The organism is Candidatus Chloroploca asiatica (genome assembly GCF_002532075.1).
Lineage (GTDB): Bacteria > Chloroflexota > Chloroflexia > Chloroflexales > Chloroflexaceae > Chloroploca > Chloroploca asiatica.
Map to the genome: position 1 here is coordinate 75,368 of NZ_LYXE01000110.1, position 20,148 is coordinate 95,515.

Below are 20,148 nucleotides of genomic sequence, written 5' to 3' on the forward strand. Positions count from 1 at the left end.
GAAGCACAGTCAGCCTGACATAGTCTTTGCTTCGCAGGAGACAAGGCAAGCATAGCTAGAGCACTGCTATCTGGGTTGTCTCCAGCAGTGCTGGCTGATGTCATGCTTAAAAACCATTAGCCGACTAAAGCCGGCACTCCTGAGCCGCACATCGGCTAGGATTGCTATGGCCTTGTTTCTAGCGAAGCAGCAAGGTGCGAGAGCGTGTATATGCTATAGGATTAGGAGAGAGCGATGTTGAAGATGCCGTCGGTTGCGCAAGAAGAGAAGGTTCCATTCTGGCTCGTGTTGGTGCTCGGTATTAGTTATGTCATCCTGGGCCTGCTGCTCCTCTTTCAACCCCTGCTGACAACGCTCTTTATTGTGCTCTTCATTGGAGCCTCGTGGTTGATTTCGGGGATCGCAGATCTGATCAGTCTGTTCCGTAGTCGCGAGCGGTGGTTTTTAACGCTGCTCAGTGGCGTGATTGGCATCTGGGCAGGCCTGGCCGTCTTGAGCCAACCGCTGCTCGGTGGCATCGTTGTGGCGACCTTTTATATCATTATGCTGGGCATTACGGGCCTTTTTATGGGCGGCGTCCGCATCGTGCAGGCCTTCCAGGGCGGGGGCATTGGGGTCGGCATCTGGGGGGCGCTCACCATTGTGTTGAGTATCTTGATCCTATCGTCACCGCTGGCCGGTGTGGTGGTGCTGCCCTTCGTCTTCGGGATCACGGCGCTTGTCGGTGGCATCATGACCATTGCGGGAGCCTTCATCGCGAAAAAGTAGCGCGGCACACAAGCGCAGCACACATTTCAGCCAAAATGCCAGCAATGCTGGCATTTTGGCTGAAATGTGGTATAATCGCAACAAATCAGTAATTTGTGAATAACTCCACAAACTTGCACCCCTTCCCCTGGTAGGGCTGTGTCGCCTCGGCGCATTGCGCACAACAAGAAAGCGAGCAAGCCTGATGCAAATTCTTCTCTTCTGGGCCATCGTGGCCGTTTGTCTCATTGGACAGGCCTTGCTGATCCACGCCGCCTGGCGGCTACGTCGGCAAACCACCGAACTGCCCGCCGGTGTTCCACAGAGCCACGGGGCCAGTGATCTGGCCTGGACAGTCGGAACGGCCGTGTTGACCGGGGTGCTGTTGTACGGCTCATTTCTTGCGCTCAGCGCGTAATTCCCCACGGTGACAATATGCCAGATACGTTGTTACGTCGAAGCGCGGTCATCGGTTCCTTGTTGACCCTGGTCGCCATCGTGTCGGGTGGCCTGGTCAGTGCCACCGAAAGTGCCGCCGTCTGTACCGGCTGGCCGCTCTGTGCCGAGTTATTCACCAGCCCGGCGACGCCGGCCCTCTGGCTCGCGTTTGGGCATCGGATCATTGTTGCGTTTGCGATGGTTGTGGCGCTGTTCATTGCCGCAATGGTCTGGCGTCGTCCTGACCTGGAGCGCTGGGTGCGGCTTCCCCTGCTGATCGCGCCACTCTTCGGGCTGGTCGAGGTCGCTGCTGGTGGCATCATGGTCGCCCTGGGTCTCTATGAGGCGATCAATCTGGCCCACCTGGGGCTCGCACTGCTGATGCTTGGCGCGCAAGCCGTCGGGACGGCGGCACTGCTCCAGCCTGTGCCTGCGACACGCGCAGGTGGGCGGGCTACGCGTGAGGCGCGGCGCTTGAGCGGCCTCGCCTGGTGGACGGCAGGGGCTACGGGGGTGCTTGCCCTGGCGCTGAGTGCGCGTATTCTTGGTGACCCAGCCGCCAGTGCCGCTTCAGCATTGCCCATCAATGCCGGGGGTGCCCTGGCGATGGCTGGCATGCTTGCCAGCGGGACGTTCTGGCAGACGTGGCGTTCGCGACGAGGCGACTCCCTGCTTATTGGCGTCGCTGCGGCGGTGCTGCTCTTGATCCTCATTGAGATACCGCTGATCCTGTTGCCTCCAGCCGCCGCTGGCATGGGCGTCGGCCTCGCCGCACTTGTCTGGGGGGCCGCCCTTGCCCTGGCTGTGCTCGCGCTGCGCCGCCCGTTGCCTGCAACGATGCCGGTGGTTGCTGCACGCCCAGCGACTGATGAAGCGCCACCGCTCTGGAAAGATTATCTCAGCCTCACCAAACCCAAAGTCATCTCGTTGCTGCTGGTGACGACGGCAGGGGCGATGTATCTTACCGAGGCAGGCTCACCGTCGTTGTGGCTGGTCTTCTGGACGATGATCGGCGGCTATCTGGCAGCAGGCGGGGCCGGGGCCATCAACTGCGCGTTCGATAGCGATATCGATATCAATATGGGACGTACCAGTCGGCGTCCCGTCCCTTCAGGACGAATCTCGCGGCGCAATGCGATGATCTTCGGGTTCGTCTTGAGTGCGCTCTCGGTTGTGGTGATGCTCGTCTTTACCACCCCGCTGGCAGCGCTGGTCTCGACCCTCGGCATCTTCTACTATGCCTGGTTCTATACCCAGTGGCTCAAGCGGAGCACCTGGCAAAATATTGTAATCGGTGGTGGGGCCGGTGCGCTACCGCCCCTGGTTGGCTGGACCGCCGTGACAGGTGAGTTGAGTGTGGCCGCCCTGCTGCTCTTTGCGATTGTCTTTTACTGGACGCCGCCCCATTTCTGGGCGCTGGCGCTGGTCAAGCAAAAGGACTATGCGCGGGCAGGGGTGCCGATGCTGCCCGTCGTCGCCGGTGAAGGCGAGACCCGGTGGCAGATCCTAGTCTATTCGGTCATCCTGGTGGCCCTCAGCCTCTTGCTCACGGCCATCGGAGCGATGGGGTGGATCTACTTTGGCGGGGCCGCGGTGCTCGGCGTACTCTTTCTACAATCAGCCTGGCACGTCTGGAAGCGCGGCGATCAAGCCAGCATCTGGGGCCTCTACAAGTACAGCCTGCTCTATCTCGCCCTTTTGTTTGTCGTCATGGTCATTGACCGGGTGATGGCCTGGTAGTTGCAGCGATGTTTGCCTTCAATCATCCGCTCGACCAGACCTCACCGGTCTGGTCGAGCGGATTTTTAATTGTTTGCTCCTGCGGTGCTTCTTACCTCAGCGACCGTAAAAGGTCTGCTTCTTCTGAAATTATATTATATGCCTTGACCTTACCAAGCGTATTTCTCGCTTTCAGCGCAATCAAGCGCAAGGTTCACCCTACACCTGGAGGTTTCCGTATGGCGTCTTTCAGCAAGCGTTTGCTGCAGTTGGCGATGTTCATCCACACACTGATCTACCGATTGTCGCACGGTCGGCTGCTCAATGTCGGCGACCACATTATTCTGCTCACCACGATTGGTCGCAAGAGTGGGCAGATGCGCACGGTGCCGCTCTATAGTGTGCATGACGGCGACGCCTATGTCGTCATCGGCTCGTACGGTGGTGCCGATGCCCACCCGGCATGGTATCATAACCTCCAGGCGCGAGCGCACGCCCTCGTGACCGATCGCGGGCAGACTCTGCCCGTGATCGCTGCGGTCGTCGAAGGCACCGAGTACGAGCGGCTCTGGGCCTTGCTGACGACCGAGAATCCAAACTATGAGCGCTACCGCAGTCGCACGGCACGCACGATCCCTATCGTTCGCCTGCACCATCGTGGCGCATCGCAACCAATGCCGTGAAGCTTAAACAAGGAGTGACTGTATGGCTGAGACATCCGCGCCCCACGCCTATTTTACGCCCCTGGATGGGGCAGAATTTATCGTTCTGACGACCTACCGCCGCACTGGTGCCGCAGTGCCGACGACCGTCTGGTTCGCCGAGGCTGGGGGTAAACTCTACGTCACCACTGGGGCACAGGCGGGCAAGGCAAAACGGCTCCGCGCCAACCCATCGGTGCTGGTTGCGCCGAGTGACCAGGTCGGCAATGTCCAGGGGCCAGCCTTGCAAGGGCACGCCCGTGTGCTAGAACCGCACGAGGAGGCACCTGCCATCGCTGCGCTACAGCAGAAGTATGGCGCGGCCTTTACCAACCTGACCGCCCAGATGGACGCCGCCCAGCCAACCAGAGGCCGAATCTACATCGTCGTGACGCCGTAAGGCAAGGATTTAGGAGATAGAAAACAGGAAATAGCTCAAGCGTATCTGGATACGGTGTGCGCCTCGGGACTGAAAAGTAGCCTGAAACCCTGGCTAACGAGGAAAGATGCGACGACTTTCACAAGAAACCTCTAGCAATAGCGGCGGATCTCTGGTATACTTCCCTTCGAACCTCCCTGCTCAAACATGTGAGCAATGGTAGTGGCATAAAATATCAGGTTGAAGAGGAGTTGCACATGGCAACGATGGAACACACCCTGACCGAGGTGGCCGAGGCCGCTCCGATGCTCGTGGTGAGCGAGACCGCATCAAGCCGTCTGCTGGCAATGATGGACGAAAAGCAACTCGAGGGATACTCTCTGCGCGTTTTTGTGTCGGGGGGCGGCTGCTCGGGGATGCAGTACGGGATGACGTTTGACGACGAAGTACGTGAAGGCGATAGTCAGTTTAATGCCAGTGGCCTGAAGGTTCTGGTCGATCCGATCAGCGCCAACTATCTGCTGGGCGCTTCCATTGACTATGTTGATAGTCTGATGGGTGGTGGCTTCAAGATTGAAAACCCGAATGCAGTTTCGAGCTGTGGCTGTGGACATTCGTTCCGTACGGCCAATGACGGCGGCGAGGAAAGCAACGGGGGCGGTTGCGGCAGCTGTAGCGGCTAAGTGCGCAGTTGACCGGCCAGGGTACGCAGATACCAGGGGAAGGCTTTCGCCTTCCCCTGGCTGATTCATAGGATCGTCCCGATGCGTGAGGACACCGAGCACCTTGAAGTTGCTTACCGTGAGGGCCTCAGGCTCTTCAATGCCGGCCATTACTGGCATGCCCACGAACAGTGGGAGTATTGCTGGCTGCGGGTCGAGGGCGAAGCGGCGACGTTTTACAAGGCCATCATCCAGACCGCCGCGGCCCTCGTCAAATGGCAACAGGGCAACCGACGTGGCCTCGCGCTGAACTGGGCCAAGAGCCGTCAGCGGCTCCTGAGCCTGCCGCGTCACTATCAGGGCCTTGATCTCGTCAAGCTCCGTCAGGCGATGGACGCCCTCGATGACGGGGCATCGGAGGCCCCACCCGTGCTGATGGTTGTTCAGTGATCTGGGAATGAAGTTTTCCGACATGCCTGAGAAGCGAGGGCGATTGCATCTTCCGTGTATGCACCCCACCAGGGCACCCGCAAGGGGTGCCCCTACAGGTCGGGGATCGGGCCGGGTGTACGGGCACCCCTTGCGGGTGCCCCTACAGGGTCGGGGATCGGGCCGGGTGTACGGGCACCCCTTGCGGGTGCCCCTACAGGGTCGGGGATCGGGCCGGGTGTACGGGCACCCCTTGCGGGTGCCCCTACAGGGTCGGGGATCGGGCCGGGTGTACGGGCACCCCTTGCGGGTGCCCCTACAGGTCGGGGATCGGGCCGGGTGTACGGGCACCCCTTGCGGGTGCCCCTACAGGGCCGGGGGCCGCCGTTTGCGCCGCTGGTTGCATACACATGCTGCCAAAGAGCGCGTATATTTGTCTCCGGTTTCGTATGATGCAATCGCCCTACCCTCGCCCTCGAACGCTCCCCGAGAGCAGGAAGCCCGCGCTCCCAGGCTGGCCTCTTTCCCCGCATAGAGCATTAACAGCTTCCCGGAAGCTTCCCTGTTACAGCGTGGTATCATGAGCATGCTATCATAGGGTACAATACAGCATATCGTTGCCGATGTTCTTACCCTGATGGTAGACTCACATATACCGGCTAGATCTTCGGAAAGTTCATCAGGCAGTAGGGGGCGGCTTCCCTGCCACCTTCGAGAAAGGGACGGACGTGTCAGCCAAGATTCTGGTTGTTGATGATGACCCAGCCATCGTCAACCTGCTGGTACGTACACTCAAGCGCGATCACTATACACCAATTACCGCATCCAATGGGCTAGAAGCACTCGAAATGGTGGAACGCGAGGCTCCCGACCTGATTTTGCTTGATGTGACGATGCCAATGCTGGATGGCTTCGCGGTGTGTCAACGCTTGAAAGATAATGAGGCGACCGCCCTCATTCCCGTCACGATGCTGACTGGCCTCGATGATCGCGAGCATCGCCAACGTGGTCTCGAAGTTGGGGCTGATGACTTTCTCACCAAGCCGTTTGACCATAGCCTGTTGCGCGCACGCATCAGTTCACAACTACGGGTCAAAAGGCTGACTGACCAACTGGAACGCACCGAGCACGTCATTTTTATGCTGGCACTCGCCGTCGAGGCCAAAGACTCGTATACCGAAAGCCATCTGCGCCGTCTGTCGAGTTATAGCGAACAACTCGCCGTTGCCGCCCATATTCCCGCCGAGCAGCTCAAGGCGATCCGTTTTGGCGGTCTGTTGCACGATATCGGTAAAATCTCGGTGGATGACGCGATCCTGCGCAAACCCGGCAAGTTGACGAGCGAAGAGTATGAGCAGATCAAGAAGCATCCCGAATATGGGGCACGCATTATTCAACCGATGCGCTTTGCCGCTGACGTAGGGCCGATTATTCGCCATCACCACGAGCGCTGGGACGGGCGCGGCTATCCGAGTGGGTTGGCCGGTGAGGCGATCCCGATTGGGGCACGCATTGTGGCTATTGTGGATGCCTATGATGCGATGATGACCGACCGCCCTTACCGGAAAGCCCTTGGCCTCCCCGAGACGCTTCGCCGCCTTCGTGATGGACAGGGTCGTGAATGGGATCCGCAGTTGCTCGATCTCTTCCTGGCCCTGGTCGAAGAAGGCCAGTTGATGGAACCGAAAGAAGTTGGTGTGTTGCTGATGGACGCGTAGGGTCAATTGCGAGAGGAAACTGGTTGCTGTATGTATGTTGAGGCGTTGGAATACCTGGCCTGTCCGCAGCATCCCGAGGTGCTGCTTGAGTTGATCGAAGGAGCCGAGTACGATGACCAGGGTGAACTGATCACGGGTGAGTTGCGCTGTCCGACGTGCGGGATGCGCGCGACTGTCCGTGAGGGTCTGGTCGATGTCATTGGCACCCCGCTGATGCCCGAGAGCATTGCGCAATTGGCGAATGTGCTGCCGGTCGCGGCCTGGGGCTATGAGCGTACCTGGCGGCCCCAGTCGTTGTCGTTGCTCGCCGGTGAGCCGTTCGATTATAACCGCGAGTTGCCCCTGCTAGTTGGGTTGACGATGCCCGAACGCGGCGGCCTGATTGTTGATGTCGCTTGCTCGAATGGCCTCTATGCGCGCACCCTTGAACAGGCACGCCAGGGGACGCCCGGACATGTGATTGGCATTGACCATTCGCTGGCAATGTTGCAACAGGCGCGTGCGTATGCCCTCGCCGAGGGTCTGCGCATTACCTATGTGCGCGCCAAAGCCCAGGCGTTGCCTTTTGCCCCCGGTGCAGCCGCGACAATGGCGATGGGCGGGTCGCTCAATGAGATCGGCGATATTCCGACCGCCCTGCGTGAACTGCGCCGTGTCCTCGACCCCACAGGCCGCTGTGTGTTAATGAATCTCGTCCAGGCTGAGGAATTGCCCGCCCGCGCCCTCCAGGGTTTGCTCGGGGCCGGCGGGGTAGCCTTTCCCGCAGTGGCCGAAGTGAATCGCCTCTTTGCCCTGGCCGGGTTACGCCTGCGTGCCCAGTGGCAATATGGGGTCGTGCTCTTTAGTCTGGTGACTTGACCGCATTTTTCGCTTTGACGTGAGTTACTCAGGACAGGTATACTGTTACGGTGAGTAACCTTTCCCTTCAGACACAACTTGAACGCCTCGCCAGTGACCGCTGGGCGCGCCGTGGGGTGCGGATTTTGCTGCGGGCAAGCGGGCTAGCTCTGTCGGTGGCCTGTCTCGCCCTTGGGCTGCAGTTACTGCTCGGCTGGTCGCTGATGTGGACGTGGGTCTCGACGCTGACGCTGATCTGCGTGGCGGTCGGGGCCTTGCTGGTTTTACGCCCACGGATGTCGAGCCACGAGGTGGCCCGGCGCCTCGACCGACGCTTTCAGTTGCACGATCAACTGGCGACGGCACTCGAAGTCGATCCCACGAGTGAAGGCGTTGCGGCGTATCTCAATGAGCAGTCACGCCGTACGATGAACCAGATCAGGCGCCGCGTGATGGCCCATCGCGCCTTTCCCTGGGCTGAACTGGGCCTCGTTGTGGCCCTGGCGTTGCTGCTCGGGGGCCTGCTGATCATGGCTGGCGTGGGCGCTACCCTTCCCCAACCTGGAACAGAACCGCTGCCCGGGCTGGTCACTCCACCTGTGCGTAGCCCTGCCGATGAGGCGGCCCCGCCCGAGCCGCAGCCTCCTGAGGCGGCTGAAGCACAGCAGAATCAGGCCAGCCAGAATGAACTTGCGAATGCCGCTGCGCTTGAAGCGCTCGCTAATGCGTTGCGCGATCAGGGTCTTACCCGCCCAGCCGCCGAGTCAATCGATCAGGGCAATCCGGCCCAGGCCGCCCAACAACTCCGCGATTTGGCCACCCAGGCCAGCGGTCTGACGAGTCAGACGCGCGCCGAACTGGCGCAGGATTTGCGCGCCGCTGCCGATCAGCTTGCGCCAACCAATCCCGAGGTGGCCGAGCAGATTCGTGAAAGTGCCGATGCACTTGCGCCCGGGAGCACTACCCCGGAGGCAGGCTTTGAACAACTGGCCGATACGGTTGAGCAGCTCGGCCAGGGGCAGGGCAATCAGGGCGAAACAAATGGGCAGGAGGAGAACGCCGCTGCCGGTGCGGGTGGCGGTGCTGGGCAGACGGCGCAGCCAGGTGCCCAGCGCGAGCGCAGTAGCGACCGGCTCGGGGTGGATGGCGTGCCCCTCGAACTCGATGGTGCGGGGGAAGGCAATCAGCCAGCCCAGGGCAGTGGCAATGAAGCTGCAACGGAGGCCGGTACGGCTAATCCGCGTGGCGGGTTTGAACGTGGCGGTCAGAGTAGTCAACGGGTAGAAATTGGTGACGACCCGTTGCGTATCCCGGCGGATCTACGAGATGTGGTTCAAGACTATTTTTCGCCGTAAGCAGCGAACTGCCGATGCCCTGGCGCGATCGAGCCAAGGGCAGGGCCATACCAACTCCCACGGGCCACTCTTTGATGAAGCCTTCCTGCGCCGCATGCAACGGATGAGCCTCCAGGCCCAGCGGACACTCCGTGGCAACCCGGCGAGTGGTGAACACCCCAGTCGCCATCGGTTGCCTGCGACCGTTTTTAGTGACCATCGTCCCTATAGTAGCGGCGATGACTTGCGGTATGTTGACTGGAACGCCTATGCGCGTCAGTCACATGTGCTGGTCAAGCTCGGCGATGCCGAACAGGATGTGCATATCCATCTGCTGCTCGATGCGTCACGCAGCATGATGCTCGGCCAGCCGTCCCGCCTGCGGTTGGCGCAACAGATTGTGGGTGCGCTCGGCTACCTTGCGCTTACCCATAGTGATCGCCTGCATATCGTGCCCTTTGGCCCAACGACCCAGCGCCCATTCGGGCCGGTGCAGGGCAAGGCAAATATGCTGCGGATGTTCAAGTTTATCGAGCAGATTACGCCCCAGGATGAAACCCATCTGGCCCATGTGGTCAAGCAGTATGCCCGTAGTCGGCCATTTGGCGGCATTCTTGTCATCTGTTCCGATCTGTTATCACCCGATAATTTAGAAGAAGCGTTGCGCTGGGTTGCGCCGCCGCGCTGGCAAACGGTTGTCTTGCACCTGCTTGATCAACGCGATCTGCAACCCGATCTCGATGGGCCGCTCGAATTGCAGGATAGCGAAACGGGCGAACGGATCGAGTTGACGCTGAATGACGAGGTGCTGGGCCACTACAAGCGCCGAGTGGCCGCCTGGCGCGAAGAGCTAGCCCGGATCTGTGGACAACGCGGCGCAACCTATGCCCCGGTGATGAGCCACTGGCCGATTGAAAAGATGGTGATACCCTACCTGCGTACCCGTCGGTTATTGCACTAGACCCACTACCTTGCAAAGAAGGCGCTTGTTTTGACGCAAAGGCGCAACGTTTTTAGCGTACGTGAGCGAACCCTTCGCGCCTTCGCGTGAGCTTATTTGAAAAGTAAAGGCTGTCATGTCGTTGCTCGCGCCCCTTGGCCTACTTGCCCTGTTGACGCTTCCAGTTATTCTCTTGCTGCATATGCTGCGCGAACGACGCCGCCGGGTTGTCGTTCCCTCGCTGTTGCTCTGGCAAGGGTTGCCCCAGCCGCAAGAGGCGCAACGGCGCCGCCGGTTGCCCTTGACGCTCTTGCTGCTGCTGCATCTGCTGGCGGCCCTGCTGATGGCACTCGCCCTGGCCCAACCACATTGGCGCTTTGCACTCTTTGGCCAGGCCGACCATCTGGCGATTGTGCTTGATACGTCAACCAGCATGGCCGCACCTGCGTCCAACTTCGGCGGTTCGCGCCTCGATACGGCGCGCGAGGAGGCGCGACGCTTGATCAGTAGCCCAACCGCACCCACGCGGATCACGTTGATTGAGGCTGGCCCACAGGCGCGCCTGCTCGATACGGCTAATCCCGAAAGCATGCCACGCCTGCTGATGGCCCTCGATAAGTTGCAGGCCGGCGGAACCGGCACCGATGTCGCGGGGGCACTGACCCTCGCCGAAGCAGCGCTCCAGGGCTTCCCCGAGGCTCGGGTGGTCGTCCTGACCGATGCGGCCCTCCCAGAAACCCAGGCTGCCAGTCTGGCAAGCCGCACGACAAGCGTGCCGGTTGAATGGGTAACGGTTGGTGGCCCGCGCGCGAATCGCGCCATCGTCACGCTCACCGCCCGCCCGCGCAGCAGCAACGGGCCAGTGCAAGTCTATGCCCGCGTCGTCAACTATGGCAATGAGCCAGAACGGACGATCTTGCGCCTCTTTGGCGATGACCAATTGCTTGATGCCCAGGTCATCACGCTCAGGCCACGCGGTGAGACCGAATTGACCTGGACGGTGCCGCGTGGCCTGGCGATCTTGCGCGCCGAGCTTGACGGCAACGATGATCTGCCGATTGATGATGTGGCAACGCTCAGCCTGAACCAGACGCGACCAGTCGCCGTCACCATTGTCTCGGCGCAACCCGAGATCCTGCAACGTGCGCTGCGTGCTGTGCCAAGGCTTACCGTGAGCACCGTGACCCCGACGAGCTATGGGCGTACCTTGGCGACGGTCGAGCCTGATCTGACCATCTTTGATGGCTTCCTTCCCGCGACCTGGCCCGCTGGCGGGGTGTTGGTGATCAACCCGCCTGCTGGTACGCCTTTGCTGGAGGTGAGCACGCAGCAACGCCAACCCGTGCCAGGGCAACTCGCGCTGCGCGTCACCGCAGCGCAGCCGACGCTCTTTGAAGGGGTGAGTCTCGATAGCGTCGAGTTCGGGCCAGTGGCGGTGATCCAGCCCCCCGCGTGGGCGACAACGCTCTTGCTGCGCGGCGACCAACCCCTGATGCTCCGCGGTCGTACCGGAACCAGCGAAATCGCGGTCTGGGCCTTTGATCTGGAACGCGGCAATCTGACGAGCCGCGTTGCGTTTCCCTTGCTGTTGACGCGCACGGTGCGCGATCTGACCCCGCCTGCCTTGCCCGGGGCAATCTTGGCCGGCGAAGCGCTGGTGGTCACACCCGATCCACGGACAACCCGCATCGAACTCGGGCGACCGGATAGCAGCGCCGAGGTGTTTATGGTCGAGCCAGGGTCCACGCAGGCGCTCGATCTCGCGCTACCGGGGGTCTACACCTTGCAAGAATACGCCAATCAACAAGTGCTTTATACTGGTCAACTGGCCGTCAATGCAGGTGCGCCTGCCGAGTCAGATCTGACACCGCGGACACTCCCGGCATCAGTAACACCAGGCCTTGAGCAGATGCTGGTCGAAGATGAGACTGGTCAGCCCTTGTGGCCCTGGCTGCTCGGGCTAGTCCTGGTTGTCTTGCTCTTTGAATGGATCTATGTTCACAACCGGCGGCGCACGCCGGGTGAAAGCACGGCATAATGTTTTTGCGTAACCCTCTGTTGCTCTCGTTGCTTTTGCTCCTCCCTCTTGTCGTCCTCTTCTGGTGGCGGCAACAGCGGCGGATGCGTCCGGTCATCCTGGTGCTACGGCTGGCGATCTTGGCCAGTCTGATCGTCGCGCTCGCTGATCCGGTCTTCGGCACGCCTCCGGCCCCACCAGGGCCACTGGTCGTGCTCGTTGACCAGTCCGACAGCCTGCCCGCCGAACTACGTGCGACGCTCCGTGCCCAGGCCGAGACTCTGGCGCGTGAGGGAGGCGACCAGGCGCGGGTGCTCTATGTCGGGGCGAATGTGGTGAGTGGGCCGCGCAGCGCCCAGGACGAGCCGGTGCTGCCCGATGGATCGGGCAGCGATCTGGCCGCCGGATTGCAGGCCGCACGGGCCTTGCTGCCCGGTGGAGGCAAGGTGCTTGTGCTCTCGGATGGCCTGGCAACCGGCGCTGATCCGCTGCGCGAAGCACAGATGGCCGCCGAAGCTGGCGTGAGCGTTGATGTCGTACCGCTGGCCCCACTCCGTCAGCCTGACGCCGCGATCATTGACCTCAGTGCGCCGGCGCGTCTCCGTGTCGGCGAAGAGTTCCCGATTACCATCAATACCCGCTACCATCCCGGTACCGCTGGCCCGACCGCTTCGGTGACCGGCCAGTTGCGGCTGTGGCAAGATGAGATCCTGCTTGGCGACGAGACCGTGACCCTCTTTGCCGGCGACGAGAGCTTCACCTTCCGCCACGAGGCAACCACCCCTGGGGTGATGCGCCTACGTGCCGAGCTTGATCTGGGCGAAGGCGATAGTTTTGACGCCAACAATCGCGGTAGCACCATCGCTGTGGTCAACGAGCCACCCGCCGTACTGGTCATTGCCAACAGTGCCGACGAGGCGCTTTTGCTCACCGACGCCCTCGGGCGGCAGGCGCTTGTCACCCAGCGGATCAGCCCGCTTGAAGTGCCAACCCGCCTGGCCGATCTGATGGCCTTTGATGGGATGATTCTCATCGACGTCCCGGCGGCGGCGCTCTCGCTCGAACAGATGGCCAATATCCGCGAGTTTGTGCGCAGCGAGGGCAAAGGCCTCGTCGCTGTCGGCGGGCGAACCTCCTTCACCCTCGGCGAATACAAAGGCACCCCGCTCGAAGAGGTTTTGCCCGTGCAGATGGACCCGCCCCCACGCCCGCAGCGCGGCGAGATCGCCCTGCTCTTGATTGTCGATCGCTCGGCCAGCATGTCCTCGGCCTTTGGCGTCAGCAAGTTTGATATGGCCAAAGAAGCCGCGATCCTCGCGACCGAGAGCCTCGGGCCAGAGGATCGCATTGGCATTCTATCCTTTGATACCGGCACCTTCTGGGTCGTTGATTTTCAGACCGTCGGCGAGACCACCAATCGTTCACAGATCCAGCAAGCAATCCTGAACCTGCCCATTGGCGGGGGAACCGATATCGAACTCTCGCTCGCTACGGGCCTGCCCGCTCTGGCGGTGCAACCAACAGGCGTGCGCCATGCCGTGCTGCTCACCGATGGGCGTAGTTTCACCAACAATCCCGCCAACTATGAGCGCCTGATGGAAACCGCCCGCGCCAACGATATCACGCTGTCGACGATTGCCATTGGCGACGACGCCGATGCGATGCTGCTCAATCAACTGGCCCGGCTTGGCGGTGGGCGTTACTATTTTGCCAATCGGCCCGAGGATATCCCGCGCCTAACGTTGCTCGAGAGTGAACTGGCCCGCGCCGATCCTGCGGTCGAAGGGCTGATGCGAGCCAACCTGGGCCAACCGCACCCGATGCTCCGCGATTTTGCGCCCGCCGAACTGCCCGACCTCAATGGCTACGTCGCCACGACCGCCCGCGAGACCGCCGAAGTGGTGCTGGAGGCCCCCGAAGCCGATCCGCTGCTCGCCGTCTGGCAGTATGGCCTGGGACGTGCGGTCGCCTGGACCCCCACCGTTGGCACGCCGTGGGCCAGCGAGTGGCGTACCTGGGAGGGCTTTGAACGCTTCTGGGCGCAGATGGTACGCTACACCCTGCCCGAACCCGACAGCGGGCCGATTCAGGTCGCCGTTGAACAACGCCCCGGCGGGAGCCGCCTGGTGGTTGATGCGGTCTTGCCGGGGGGCGAACCACTCGATCTGGCGACCGTCAATGCCCGCGTGATCTTGCCCGACGGCAGCCAGCGCAGCTTTGATATCCGACAGAGTGCGCCAGGGCGCTATAGCCAGGATCTGGCGCTCGGCCTCCCCGGCGCCTATGTGCTCTCGGTGGCCCTGCAATACGACGGCACCCGCGAGGTGCGCGAGATTGGCTATGTGCAACCTGTGCCCGCCGAATACCGGCTACTCGCCAACCCCGAGTCCGGGCAGGCGCTCCTCGCGCAAATCGCTGACATAACTGGTGGTACCATACGTGAAGAACTGACGCCCGCGCTTGCCGAGGCCCCTGCCGAACGCACCACGAGCAGCGCGGGTCTCTGGATCTGGTTCCTGAGTCTTGCCCTGGCCCTCTGGGTCACTGAAATCGCCCTGCGCCGAGGTCGCTTGCGACGCTAAAAACCTATGCATCCAACCAATCACCTTGCCTTTGGAGGCCAGGGGCCGATCCTGCACCTGGCCCCAGCCAACGGCTTTCCACCCGAAACGTACCGTCCGTTTGCCGAAGCCCTGACGCCACACTTCCGGGTGATCGGCCACCGTCCGCGCCCACTACGAGGCACGCACCCGCCCGCAAGTATCAGTTCGTGGCACGATCTGGCAGCGGATCTGTCCACCGATCTTGATTACCTTGGCAACGAACGAATTATTGGCGTCGGCCACTCGCTCGGCGGCATTCTGAGCCTCTACTGTGCCGCCCGTCAGCCCGAGCGCTTTCGAGGCCTCGTCCTGATCGACCCGGTCTTGCTGCCGCACCTGCTCTTGCCGGTGCTCTGGCTGATGCGCAAACGCGGCTTGCAACACTACTTCCCGCTGGCACGGGGCGCAGCGCGACGACGGGATCGTTTTGCCAGTCACGACGAAGCCCGCACGCGCTACACCGGGCGCGGCGCCTTTGCCAATTTTGTCCCGGCGGCGTTCGACGGCTACCTCGAAGGCGGCCTGCGCCCGGCCCCCGACGGCGGCTTCGAACTCGCCTGGCCGCGTGCATGGGAATCACACATCTTTGGGCTGGCCCCAATTGACGCCTGGAACGCCCTGCGGCATATTCACGTCCCCCTGCTCATCATTCGGGGCACAGAATCAGATCTGATCATCGATCGTAGCTGGGTCGAGCTACAACGCTACGCCCCGCACGCGCACCTCGCCGAAGTCGCCGGCGGCCACATGGTACCGATGGAACAACCCGAAGCCGTCGCCGAAGTGATTGTGGCGTGGGCACGGGGGGTAAATGCTGATAAAAAAGCCAGCTAAGCTGGCTTTTTTATCAGCGAAGAAGCCGGGGGTACGATCATCGCCCGTTGAAACAGATAATCCTCAAACCGCCGCAGGCTAACCAGGCGCAAACGCGGGGGATCGTCAGGGCTAAAGGCGGTGCCTTCGACAAGGCTGGTTCGCGGGGGCTCGGGCGGCGGACGATTCCCGACGATGATCGGGCTAAGCGTGGTAAAGACTTCGTCAATCAGGCGATCTCGCAGCAGTTCGCCATAGATCCGTGCGCCACCTTCGCTCAGCAGCGTCGTGATGCCATGCTCAACGCGCAGGGTCTGGAACAACGGGGCGAGTTCAACTCGTTCCCCAGGGGCCACGACGATCGTCAGGTTGGGATGGTCGGGCAAGGTGGCACGCACGCGTTCCGCGCCGGCGGCGGTGGTCGCAATGAGCAACGGTTGACCAGGGACATGCAACGCGGGCGCACTGGCAGGCAGATCACCGCGGCCACTGATCACCACCAGCATCGGCAACGGCTGACGACCCTCGGCAGCCCGGAGCGCCGCCAGTTCCACCTCGGCAGACGGAAACGTCTCCCACGGCGTCCAGCGATGGCGTTCAGCGACCCGCAGTGTCCCGCCGCCGGTCAGGATCGCGTCGGCGCGGGCGCGGATCAAGGCCATCAGCCAGACATCATGAGGAGCGTGGCGGCTCACTTCGCCCCCACCAGAACGGTGCGGCTCATCAAAGGAGATGCGTCCATCCTGGGAGACCACAAAATTGGTGAAGATGTAGGGACGTTCGGCGGGCGCGGGCGGCATGCGCCAATCGCTCCCGTACAGCGCCTGGAAAAGCAAAGGAAGACCAGGGCCACTGCCCCGGTCTTCATCAAAAAGCAGCGTATACGGCACAATCACAGAGGTACAACCATCCCCAGGCGACTCGTCCCAGCCGTGAGGCGATCACCGCTCTGCACCTGGAGGCGCGCCGAATCGCGTTGCAGATAGAGGTCAGCGCGGGTGCCGAAACGGGCAGTGCCAAGCCGCGCACCGGCGTCAACCCGATCGCCAGGACGCACCCGACAGACGAGGCGGCGGCCAATTGGCCCGGCGATCATCGCCAGCAGGATTGGCCCCCACTCGGTGTGCAGGCCGAGGTAGATGCGATCATTGCGATCACCGGCCTCGGCATCGCCAACCGAGCGAAACTCGCCTGCGACATGCTCGACCAGGCGCACCATCCCCGCAACCGGACTCCGCACAAATGGCACATTCAGTGCGCTGATGCCAATGCTGATCCGCAGACAATCGGAATGGATAAACCGATGCTCGTAGACATCATCAACATTGAGCACGACGCCATCGGCGACCGCAAAGAGCGTCGCTGGCTCATAGGGCGTGGTGCGTTCGGGGTCGCGGTAGAGGGCAGCGGTCAGCGCGGTGAGCGCAAGCGGCACGGCGGCGAAACGAGGGCGCAAACCAAGGGTCAACCCGGTCAATCCAAGCCCAAGCCCGAGCAGAGGCGTCGCCTCAGGATCAAGTCCGGGGATCAGTTGCGGGCGTTCATTTGGAAGTGTCTGCTCTGGCATAAGGCGTATTGTCGGGGCAGGTGCCCATTAGTAAGCTTGTTTTATCCTCTATCTCCTGATTCTAGCACGGCCATCGCATGAACGCAACTAGAGAAACTGTTATAATAGAAAGCATGTCAAACCCATTTCGAGCTTTTGGCAGTGCGGTGCGGGATTTCTTTGACGAGATTGTCGTCCTGACCGTCTGTAACCTAATCTGGGCACTGCTCTGTCTCCCGACCTGGATCTTTGCCAACTTCTTGCTTGGCGAAGGTGAGCCACTGCTGGCCGGATTGACCGTGCTAGCCGGGATTTTGCCGACCGGCCCTGCGACGGCAGGGTTATCCTTTGTGGCCTACAGGGTCGTTGATGGGCGCGCCGTCAAGCTCAACGAGTATTTTGAGGGGATGCGACGCTACGCCCGCACAGGCTGGATAATGGCCGCCATCTGGCTCACCGGGTTTGTCACGATTATCTTCAACCTCAATTTTTATGGTGGTGAGAGCATCTTCAGCGTTCTGATGGTGGTCTTCTGGTTCTACATGCTGCTCTTTTGGCTTGCCACCCTGATCTACGCGCCAGCGCTGGTGCATCTGCAAGAGGAGCCAACCCTGCGTGTGCTTGTGCGCAATACATTCTTGATGGTCATGGGCCGTCCGATCTATACGCTGGTAACCCTGGTGTTGATGGGCTTGTTCTTTGGGTTAAGCCTGGTGCTCATCATCGTACCGCTGATGCTCACCTTCAGCTTCTTTGCCGTCTGGGGCGCACGAGCGACCAAGCAGCTTGTTGATGAAGCCCGTCGGCGACGGGAAGAAGCAACCGGTGGCCCGACAGCGGTGAGCGAGGGGGAAGAACGAGGCCGCAAAGGTCAGGTACGGCCTAAATAAGCATTACCGCAGGAGAATGGCACTATGCTTACCCGACGGATCATTCCGTGTCTCGATGTCAAAGCCGGTCGCGTCGTCAAAGGGATCTCGTTTGTCAACCACCGTGATGCCGGCGACCCGGTCGAACTCGCGGCGGACTACGATGCCGCAGGCGCGGATGAACTGGTCTTTTACGATATCACCGCCTCAAGCGACGAGCGGGCCATTATGTACGAGGTCGTCGAACGCACCGCTGCCCAAGTCTTTATCCCGCTCACCGTCGGTGGCGGATTGCGCACCGTCGAGGATATGTACCGCATGTTGCGCGCCGGGGCCGACAAGGTCTCGATCAATACCGCCGCCGTGCTCAACCCCCAGCTGATCGAAGACGGTGCCCGTCGTTTTGGCAGCCAGTGCATCATGCTCTCGGTGGACGCCCGGCGGATCAATGCCGCCGACGAGCCGCCACGCTGGGCGGTCTTTACCCACACCGGGGCCAACCCGCGCCCGACCGGGCTCGATGCGATTGAATGGATCAAACGCGGCGTCGAACTCGGGGCCGGCGAGATCTGCATCAACAGTATGGACGCCGACGGGCAAAAACAGGGCTACGACCTCGAACTGCTGCAAGCCGTCAGCGACGCCGTGCCGGTGCCCGTCATCGCCTCGGGCGGGGCCGGTTCGCCCGACGACATGTACCGAGGCCTGGCCGAAGGCAGGGCCGACGCCGTCCTAGCCGCCTCGATCTTCCACTTCGGCGAATACACCATCGCCCAGGTCAAAGCCTTCCTCAGCGAACAGGGCGTGCCAATGCGCCGCATGTAACCGTACACGCGCTACGTAACTGCACCGAGTACGATACACATGGCGGGGCGCGGACGGGCTGACGCCCCCGGCTTCTGCTTCAGCCCATGGCTGGCAATCCTGGAGGAATATAATGGAGCACAGACTGCATATCGGACAACATGCCAGTATGCGCAAAACAATCACCGAAGCAGATGTGGTACTGTTTGCAAGCGTAAGTGGCGATCAAAACCCGGTACACATAGACGATATCGCCGCCCAGGACTCACGTTTTGGGCGACGCATTGCCCACGGCATGCTTGCCGCAGGGCTCATCTCAGCCGTACTTGGCATGCGGCTCCCGGGGCCAGGCACCATCTACCTCAAACAGAGTCTCAACTTCCGCAAACCAATCTACATCAACGATACCATCACCACCACCGTCGAAGTGACCGAACTACGCGAAGACAAACCAATCGCCACCCTCGCAACCCGCGTCGTCAACCAGAACGGTGAAACCGTCGTTGACGGCGAATCGCTCGTCTTCTACGAATAGGTATCACGGTAAGAGATATGCCAACAGGCCAGCTTAGCTGGCCTGTTGGCATATCGTACCCTATTCCTCACGCACCACCAGTGTGCTCAGATCGACCTCATTTTCGGGGGCGACAGTATGGTAATAGCACTTGCCATCAGCCGCCTCGCACCAGATATTCCAGCCATCATAGAGCTTCCGCACCTTATTATCCCGATCAGTGACATAGATCTGCAAATTATCGCCGGGCCGATTCGCCAACCCGATCCGCGGCCCATTCGGATTCCAGACAACCCCGGCCACCGGCTGACTCCAATCAGCCGGATCGAGCCCAAGATCGGTAAAACGGGCGTCCCCCCAGCTACGCGGCCAGCGATCATTCAGCTGATAAAACGCATTGATCCGACCGAGAAAATCGGCGGTAAGATCTTGCACCGACGGCGCACCTGCGGCCTGCTCGAACGCCCGCGAAACGCCGCGCCCCAGCAGCGCCAGAGCACCGAGGGCAACCAGGGCCACCAGCGCGAGCAACAGACTATATTCAACCAGCGACTGGCCTTGGCCTGTTTTTCCTGGATGTAGAAGCATCACACACCACCTCTGCGCAGCATCACGGAATCATCAGCGTCCCAAGTGTCAGGGCCTGATCGGAAACAATCTCCACCTCAAAGCGCACCGGCGCACCAACGACTGGCTCAAGCACCACCTGCTGACGACCCGGCGGAAGCTCGGCAAAAAAGAAACAGCCATCAGCATAGGTTGCCTTGCGCTGCGTACCAACGGTCACCATCGCCGTCACGGGCGCACCCTCGGGCGACGCAAGGCACCCATCGAGGCCACCGGGGGCAGCGGGAAAGAGCAACCGCAGCACCAGCAGCAACTCGAGCAGAACAATAACAGCCACGGCACCCCAGATCCAGAAGCGCCGCCGATGAAACCAATCACGATTAAAGTGTTCCAAACCAGGGCGAGGCCGGGGCAAACGAGGATTCGCATCAGACCGCATCGAACCACCTCCGCACAGCTTTTTTGACGCAAAGGCGCAAAGTTTTTTTGACGCAAAGGCGCAAAGGCGCAA

21 protein-coding genes are annotated in these 20,148 nt (G+C 61.2%); 17 read left to right on the plus strand and 4 right to left on the minus strand.

The window, feature by feature from the left end:
* Positions 1–234 precede the first annotated feature (234 nt).
* From A9Q02_RS14460 to A9Q02_RS14525, 14 genes are all read left to right on the plus strand, one after another.
* Positions 235–768: an HdeD family acid-resistance protein gene (locus A9Q02_RS14460; protein ID WP_097653794.1), complete on the plus strand. Its 534-nt coding sequence runs from the start codon at positions 235–237 to the stop codon at positions 766–768.
* A gap of 184 nt (positions 769–952) precedes the next feature.
* Positions 953–1,165 carry a hypothetical protein gene (locus A9Q02_RS14465; protein WP_097653795.1) on the plus strand — a complete coding sequence of 71 codons (213 nt, stop codon included), beginning with the start codon at positions 953–955 and terminating at the stop codon, positions 1,163–1,165.
* Positions 1,166–1,182: 17 nt separating this feature from the next.
* Positions 1,183–2,925, plus strand: coding sequence for a heme o synthase (locus A9Q02_RS14470; protein WP_097653796.1), 1,743 nt, complete (start codon positions 1,183–1,185; stop codon positions 2,923–2,925).
* A 218-nt stretch (positions 2,926–3,143) separates the two neighbouring features.
* On the plus strand, positions 3,144–3,587 hold the full coding sequence (locus A9Q02_RS14475) for a nitroreductase family deazaflavin-dependent oxidoreductase (RefSeq protein ID WP_172450993.1): 444 nt from the start codon (positions 3,144–3,146) through the stop codon (positions 3,585–3,587).
* 22 nt (positions 3,588–3,609) lie between these two features.
* Positions 3,610–4,005, plus strand: coding sequence for a PPOX class F420-dependent oxidoreductase (locus A9Q02_RS14480; protein ID WP_097653798.1), 396 nt, complete (start codon positions 3,610–3,612; stop codon positions 4,003–4,005).
* 236 nt (positions 4,006–4,241) lie between these two features.
* On the plus strand, positions 4,242–4,667 hold the full coding sequence (erpA, locus tag A9Q02_RS14485; protein ID WP_097653799.1) for an iron-sulfur cluster insertion protein ErpA: 426 nt from the start codon (positions 4,242–4,244) through the stop codon (positions 4,665–4,667).
* A gap of 81 nt (positions 4,668–4,748) precedes the next feature.
* Positions 4,749–5,096, plus strand: coding sequence for a DUF309 domain-containing protein (locus tag A9Q02_RS14490; RefSeq protein ID WP_097653800.1), 348 nt, complete (start codon positions 4,749–4,751; stop codon positions 5,094–5,096).
* Positions 5,097–5,803: 707 nt separating this feature from the next.
* Complete coding sequence (locus A9Q02_RS14495) at positions 5,804–6,793, plus strand: HD-GYP domain-containing protein (RefSeq protein WP_097653801.1); 990 nt, start codon at positions 5,804–5,806, stop codon at positions 6,791–6,793.
* Positions 6,794–6,823: 30 nt separating this feature from the next.
* The gene (locus tag A9Q02_RS14500) at positions 6,824–7,651 is read left to right on the plus strand and encodes a class I SAM-dependent methyltransferase (protein ID WP_097653802.1); all 828 of its coding nucleotides are present in this window, start codon (positions 6,824–6,826) and stop codon (positions 7,649–7,651) included.
* Positions 7,652–7,701: 50 nt separating this feature from the next.
* Positions 7,702–8,985, plus strand: a complete 1,284-nt coding sequence (locus A9Q02_RS14505; protein WP_097653803.1) for a hypothetical protein — start codon at positions 7,702–7,704, stop codon at positions 8,983–8,985.
* A complete protein-coding gene (locus tag A9Q02_RS14510) occupies positions 8,957–9,925 on the plus strand; it encodes a DUF58 domain-containing protein (protein WP_097653804.1) in 969 nt (322 codons plus the stop codon). Before A9Q02_RS14505 ends, A9Q02_RS14510 begins: the two co-directional genes overlap by 29 nt.
* Before the next feature lie 115 nt (positions 9,926–10,040).
* Positions 10,041–11,942 carry a vWA domain-containing protein gene (locus tag A9Q02_RS14515; protein WP_097653805.1) on the plus strand — a complete coding sequence of 634 codons (1,902 nt, stop codon included), beginning with the start codon at positions 10,041–10,043 and terminating at the stop codon, positions 11,940–11,942.
* Positions 11,942–14,503, plus strand: a complete 2,562-nt coding sequence (locus tag A9Q02_RS14520; RefSeq protein WP_097653806.1) for a glutamine amidotransferase — start codon at positions 11,942–11,944, stop codon at positions 14,501–14,503. Before A9Q02_RS14515 ends, A9Q02_RS14520 begins: the two co-directional genes overlap by 1 nt.
* Before the next feature lie 6 nt (positions 14,504–14,509).
* Positions 14,510–15,358, plus strand: a complete 849-nt coding sequence (locus tag A9Q02_RS14525) for an alpha/beta fold hydrolase (RefSeq protein ID WP_097653807.1) — start codon at positions 14,510–14,512, stop codon at positions 15,356–15,358.
* Here the strand turns inward: A9Q02_RS14525 and A9Q02_RS14530 are convergent.
* Together A9Q02_RS14530 and A9Q02_RS14535 are read right to left on the minus strand one after the other, a co-directional pair.
* A complete protein-coding gene (locus A9Q02_RS14530; RefSeq protein ID WP_097653808.1) occupies positions 15,355–16,233 on the minus strand; it encodes a RibD family protein in 879 nt (292 codons plus the stop codon). The two genes, A9Q02_RS14525 and A9Q02_RS14530, sit on opposite strands and share 4 nt — an antisense overlap.
* The gene (locus A9Q02_RS14535) at positions 16,230–16,904 is read right to left on the minus strand and encodes a phosphatidylserine decarboxylase (protein ID WP_097653809.1); all 675 of its coding nucleotides are present in this window, start codon (positions 16,902–16,904) and stop codon (positions 16,230–16,232) included. Before A9Q02_RS14535 ends, A9Q02_RS14530 begins: the two co-directional genes overlap by 4 nt.
* A gap of 113 nt (positions 16,905–17,017) precedes the next feature.
* Here A9Q02_RS14535 and A9Q02_RS14540 point away from each other — a divergent pair, with 113 nt between their 5' ends.
* The 3 genes from A9Q02_RS14540 to A9Q02_RS14550 all read left to right on the plus strand — a co-directional run bounded on the left by A9Q02_RS14540 (position 17,018) and on the right by A9Q02_RS14550 (position 19,091).
* Entirely contained in the window at positions 17,018–17,773 is a 756-nt protein-coding gene (locus A9Q02_RS14540; RefSeq protein WP_097653810.1) for a YesL family protein, read from the plus strand.
* Positions 17,774–17,797: 24 nt separating this feature from the next.
* Entirely contained in the window at positions 17,798–18,577 is a 780-nt protein-coding gene (hisF, locus tag A9Q02_RS14545) for an imidazole glycerol phosphate synthase subunit HisF (protein WP_097653811.1), read from the plus strand.
* A gap of 112 nt (positions 18,578–18,689) precedes the next feature.
* Positions 18,690–19,091: a MaoC family dehydratase gene (locus tag A9Q02_RS14550; protein WP_097653812.1), complete on the plus strand. Its 402-nt coding sequence runs from the start codon at positions 18,690–18,692 to the stop codon at positions 19,089–19,091.
* 60 nt (positions 19,092–19,151) lie between these two features.
* Here the strand turns inward: A9Q02_RS14550 and A9Q02_RS14555 are convergent, their stop codons facing one another.
* Positions 19,152–19,658, minus strand: a complete 507-nt coding sequence (locus tag A9Q02_RS14555) for a hypothetical protein (RefSeq protein WP_097653813.1) — start codon at positions 19,656–19,658, stop codon at positions 19,152–19,154.
* Positions 19,659–19,680: 22 nt separating this feature from the next.
* Positions 19,681–20,076 (minus strand): peptidase associated/transthyretin-like domain-containing protein, encoded by a 396-nt coding sequence (locus A9Q02_RS14560; protein ID WP_097653814.1) that lies wholly within the window; start codon positions 20,074–20,076, stop codon positions 19,681–19,683.
* Positions 20,077–20,148 lie beyond the last annotated feature (72 nt).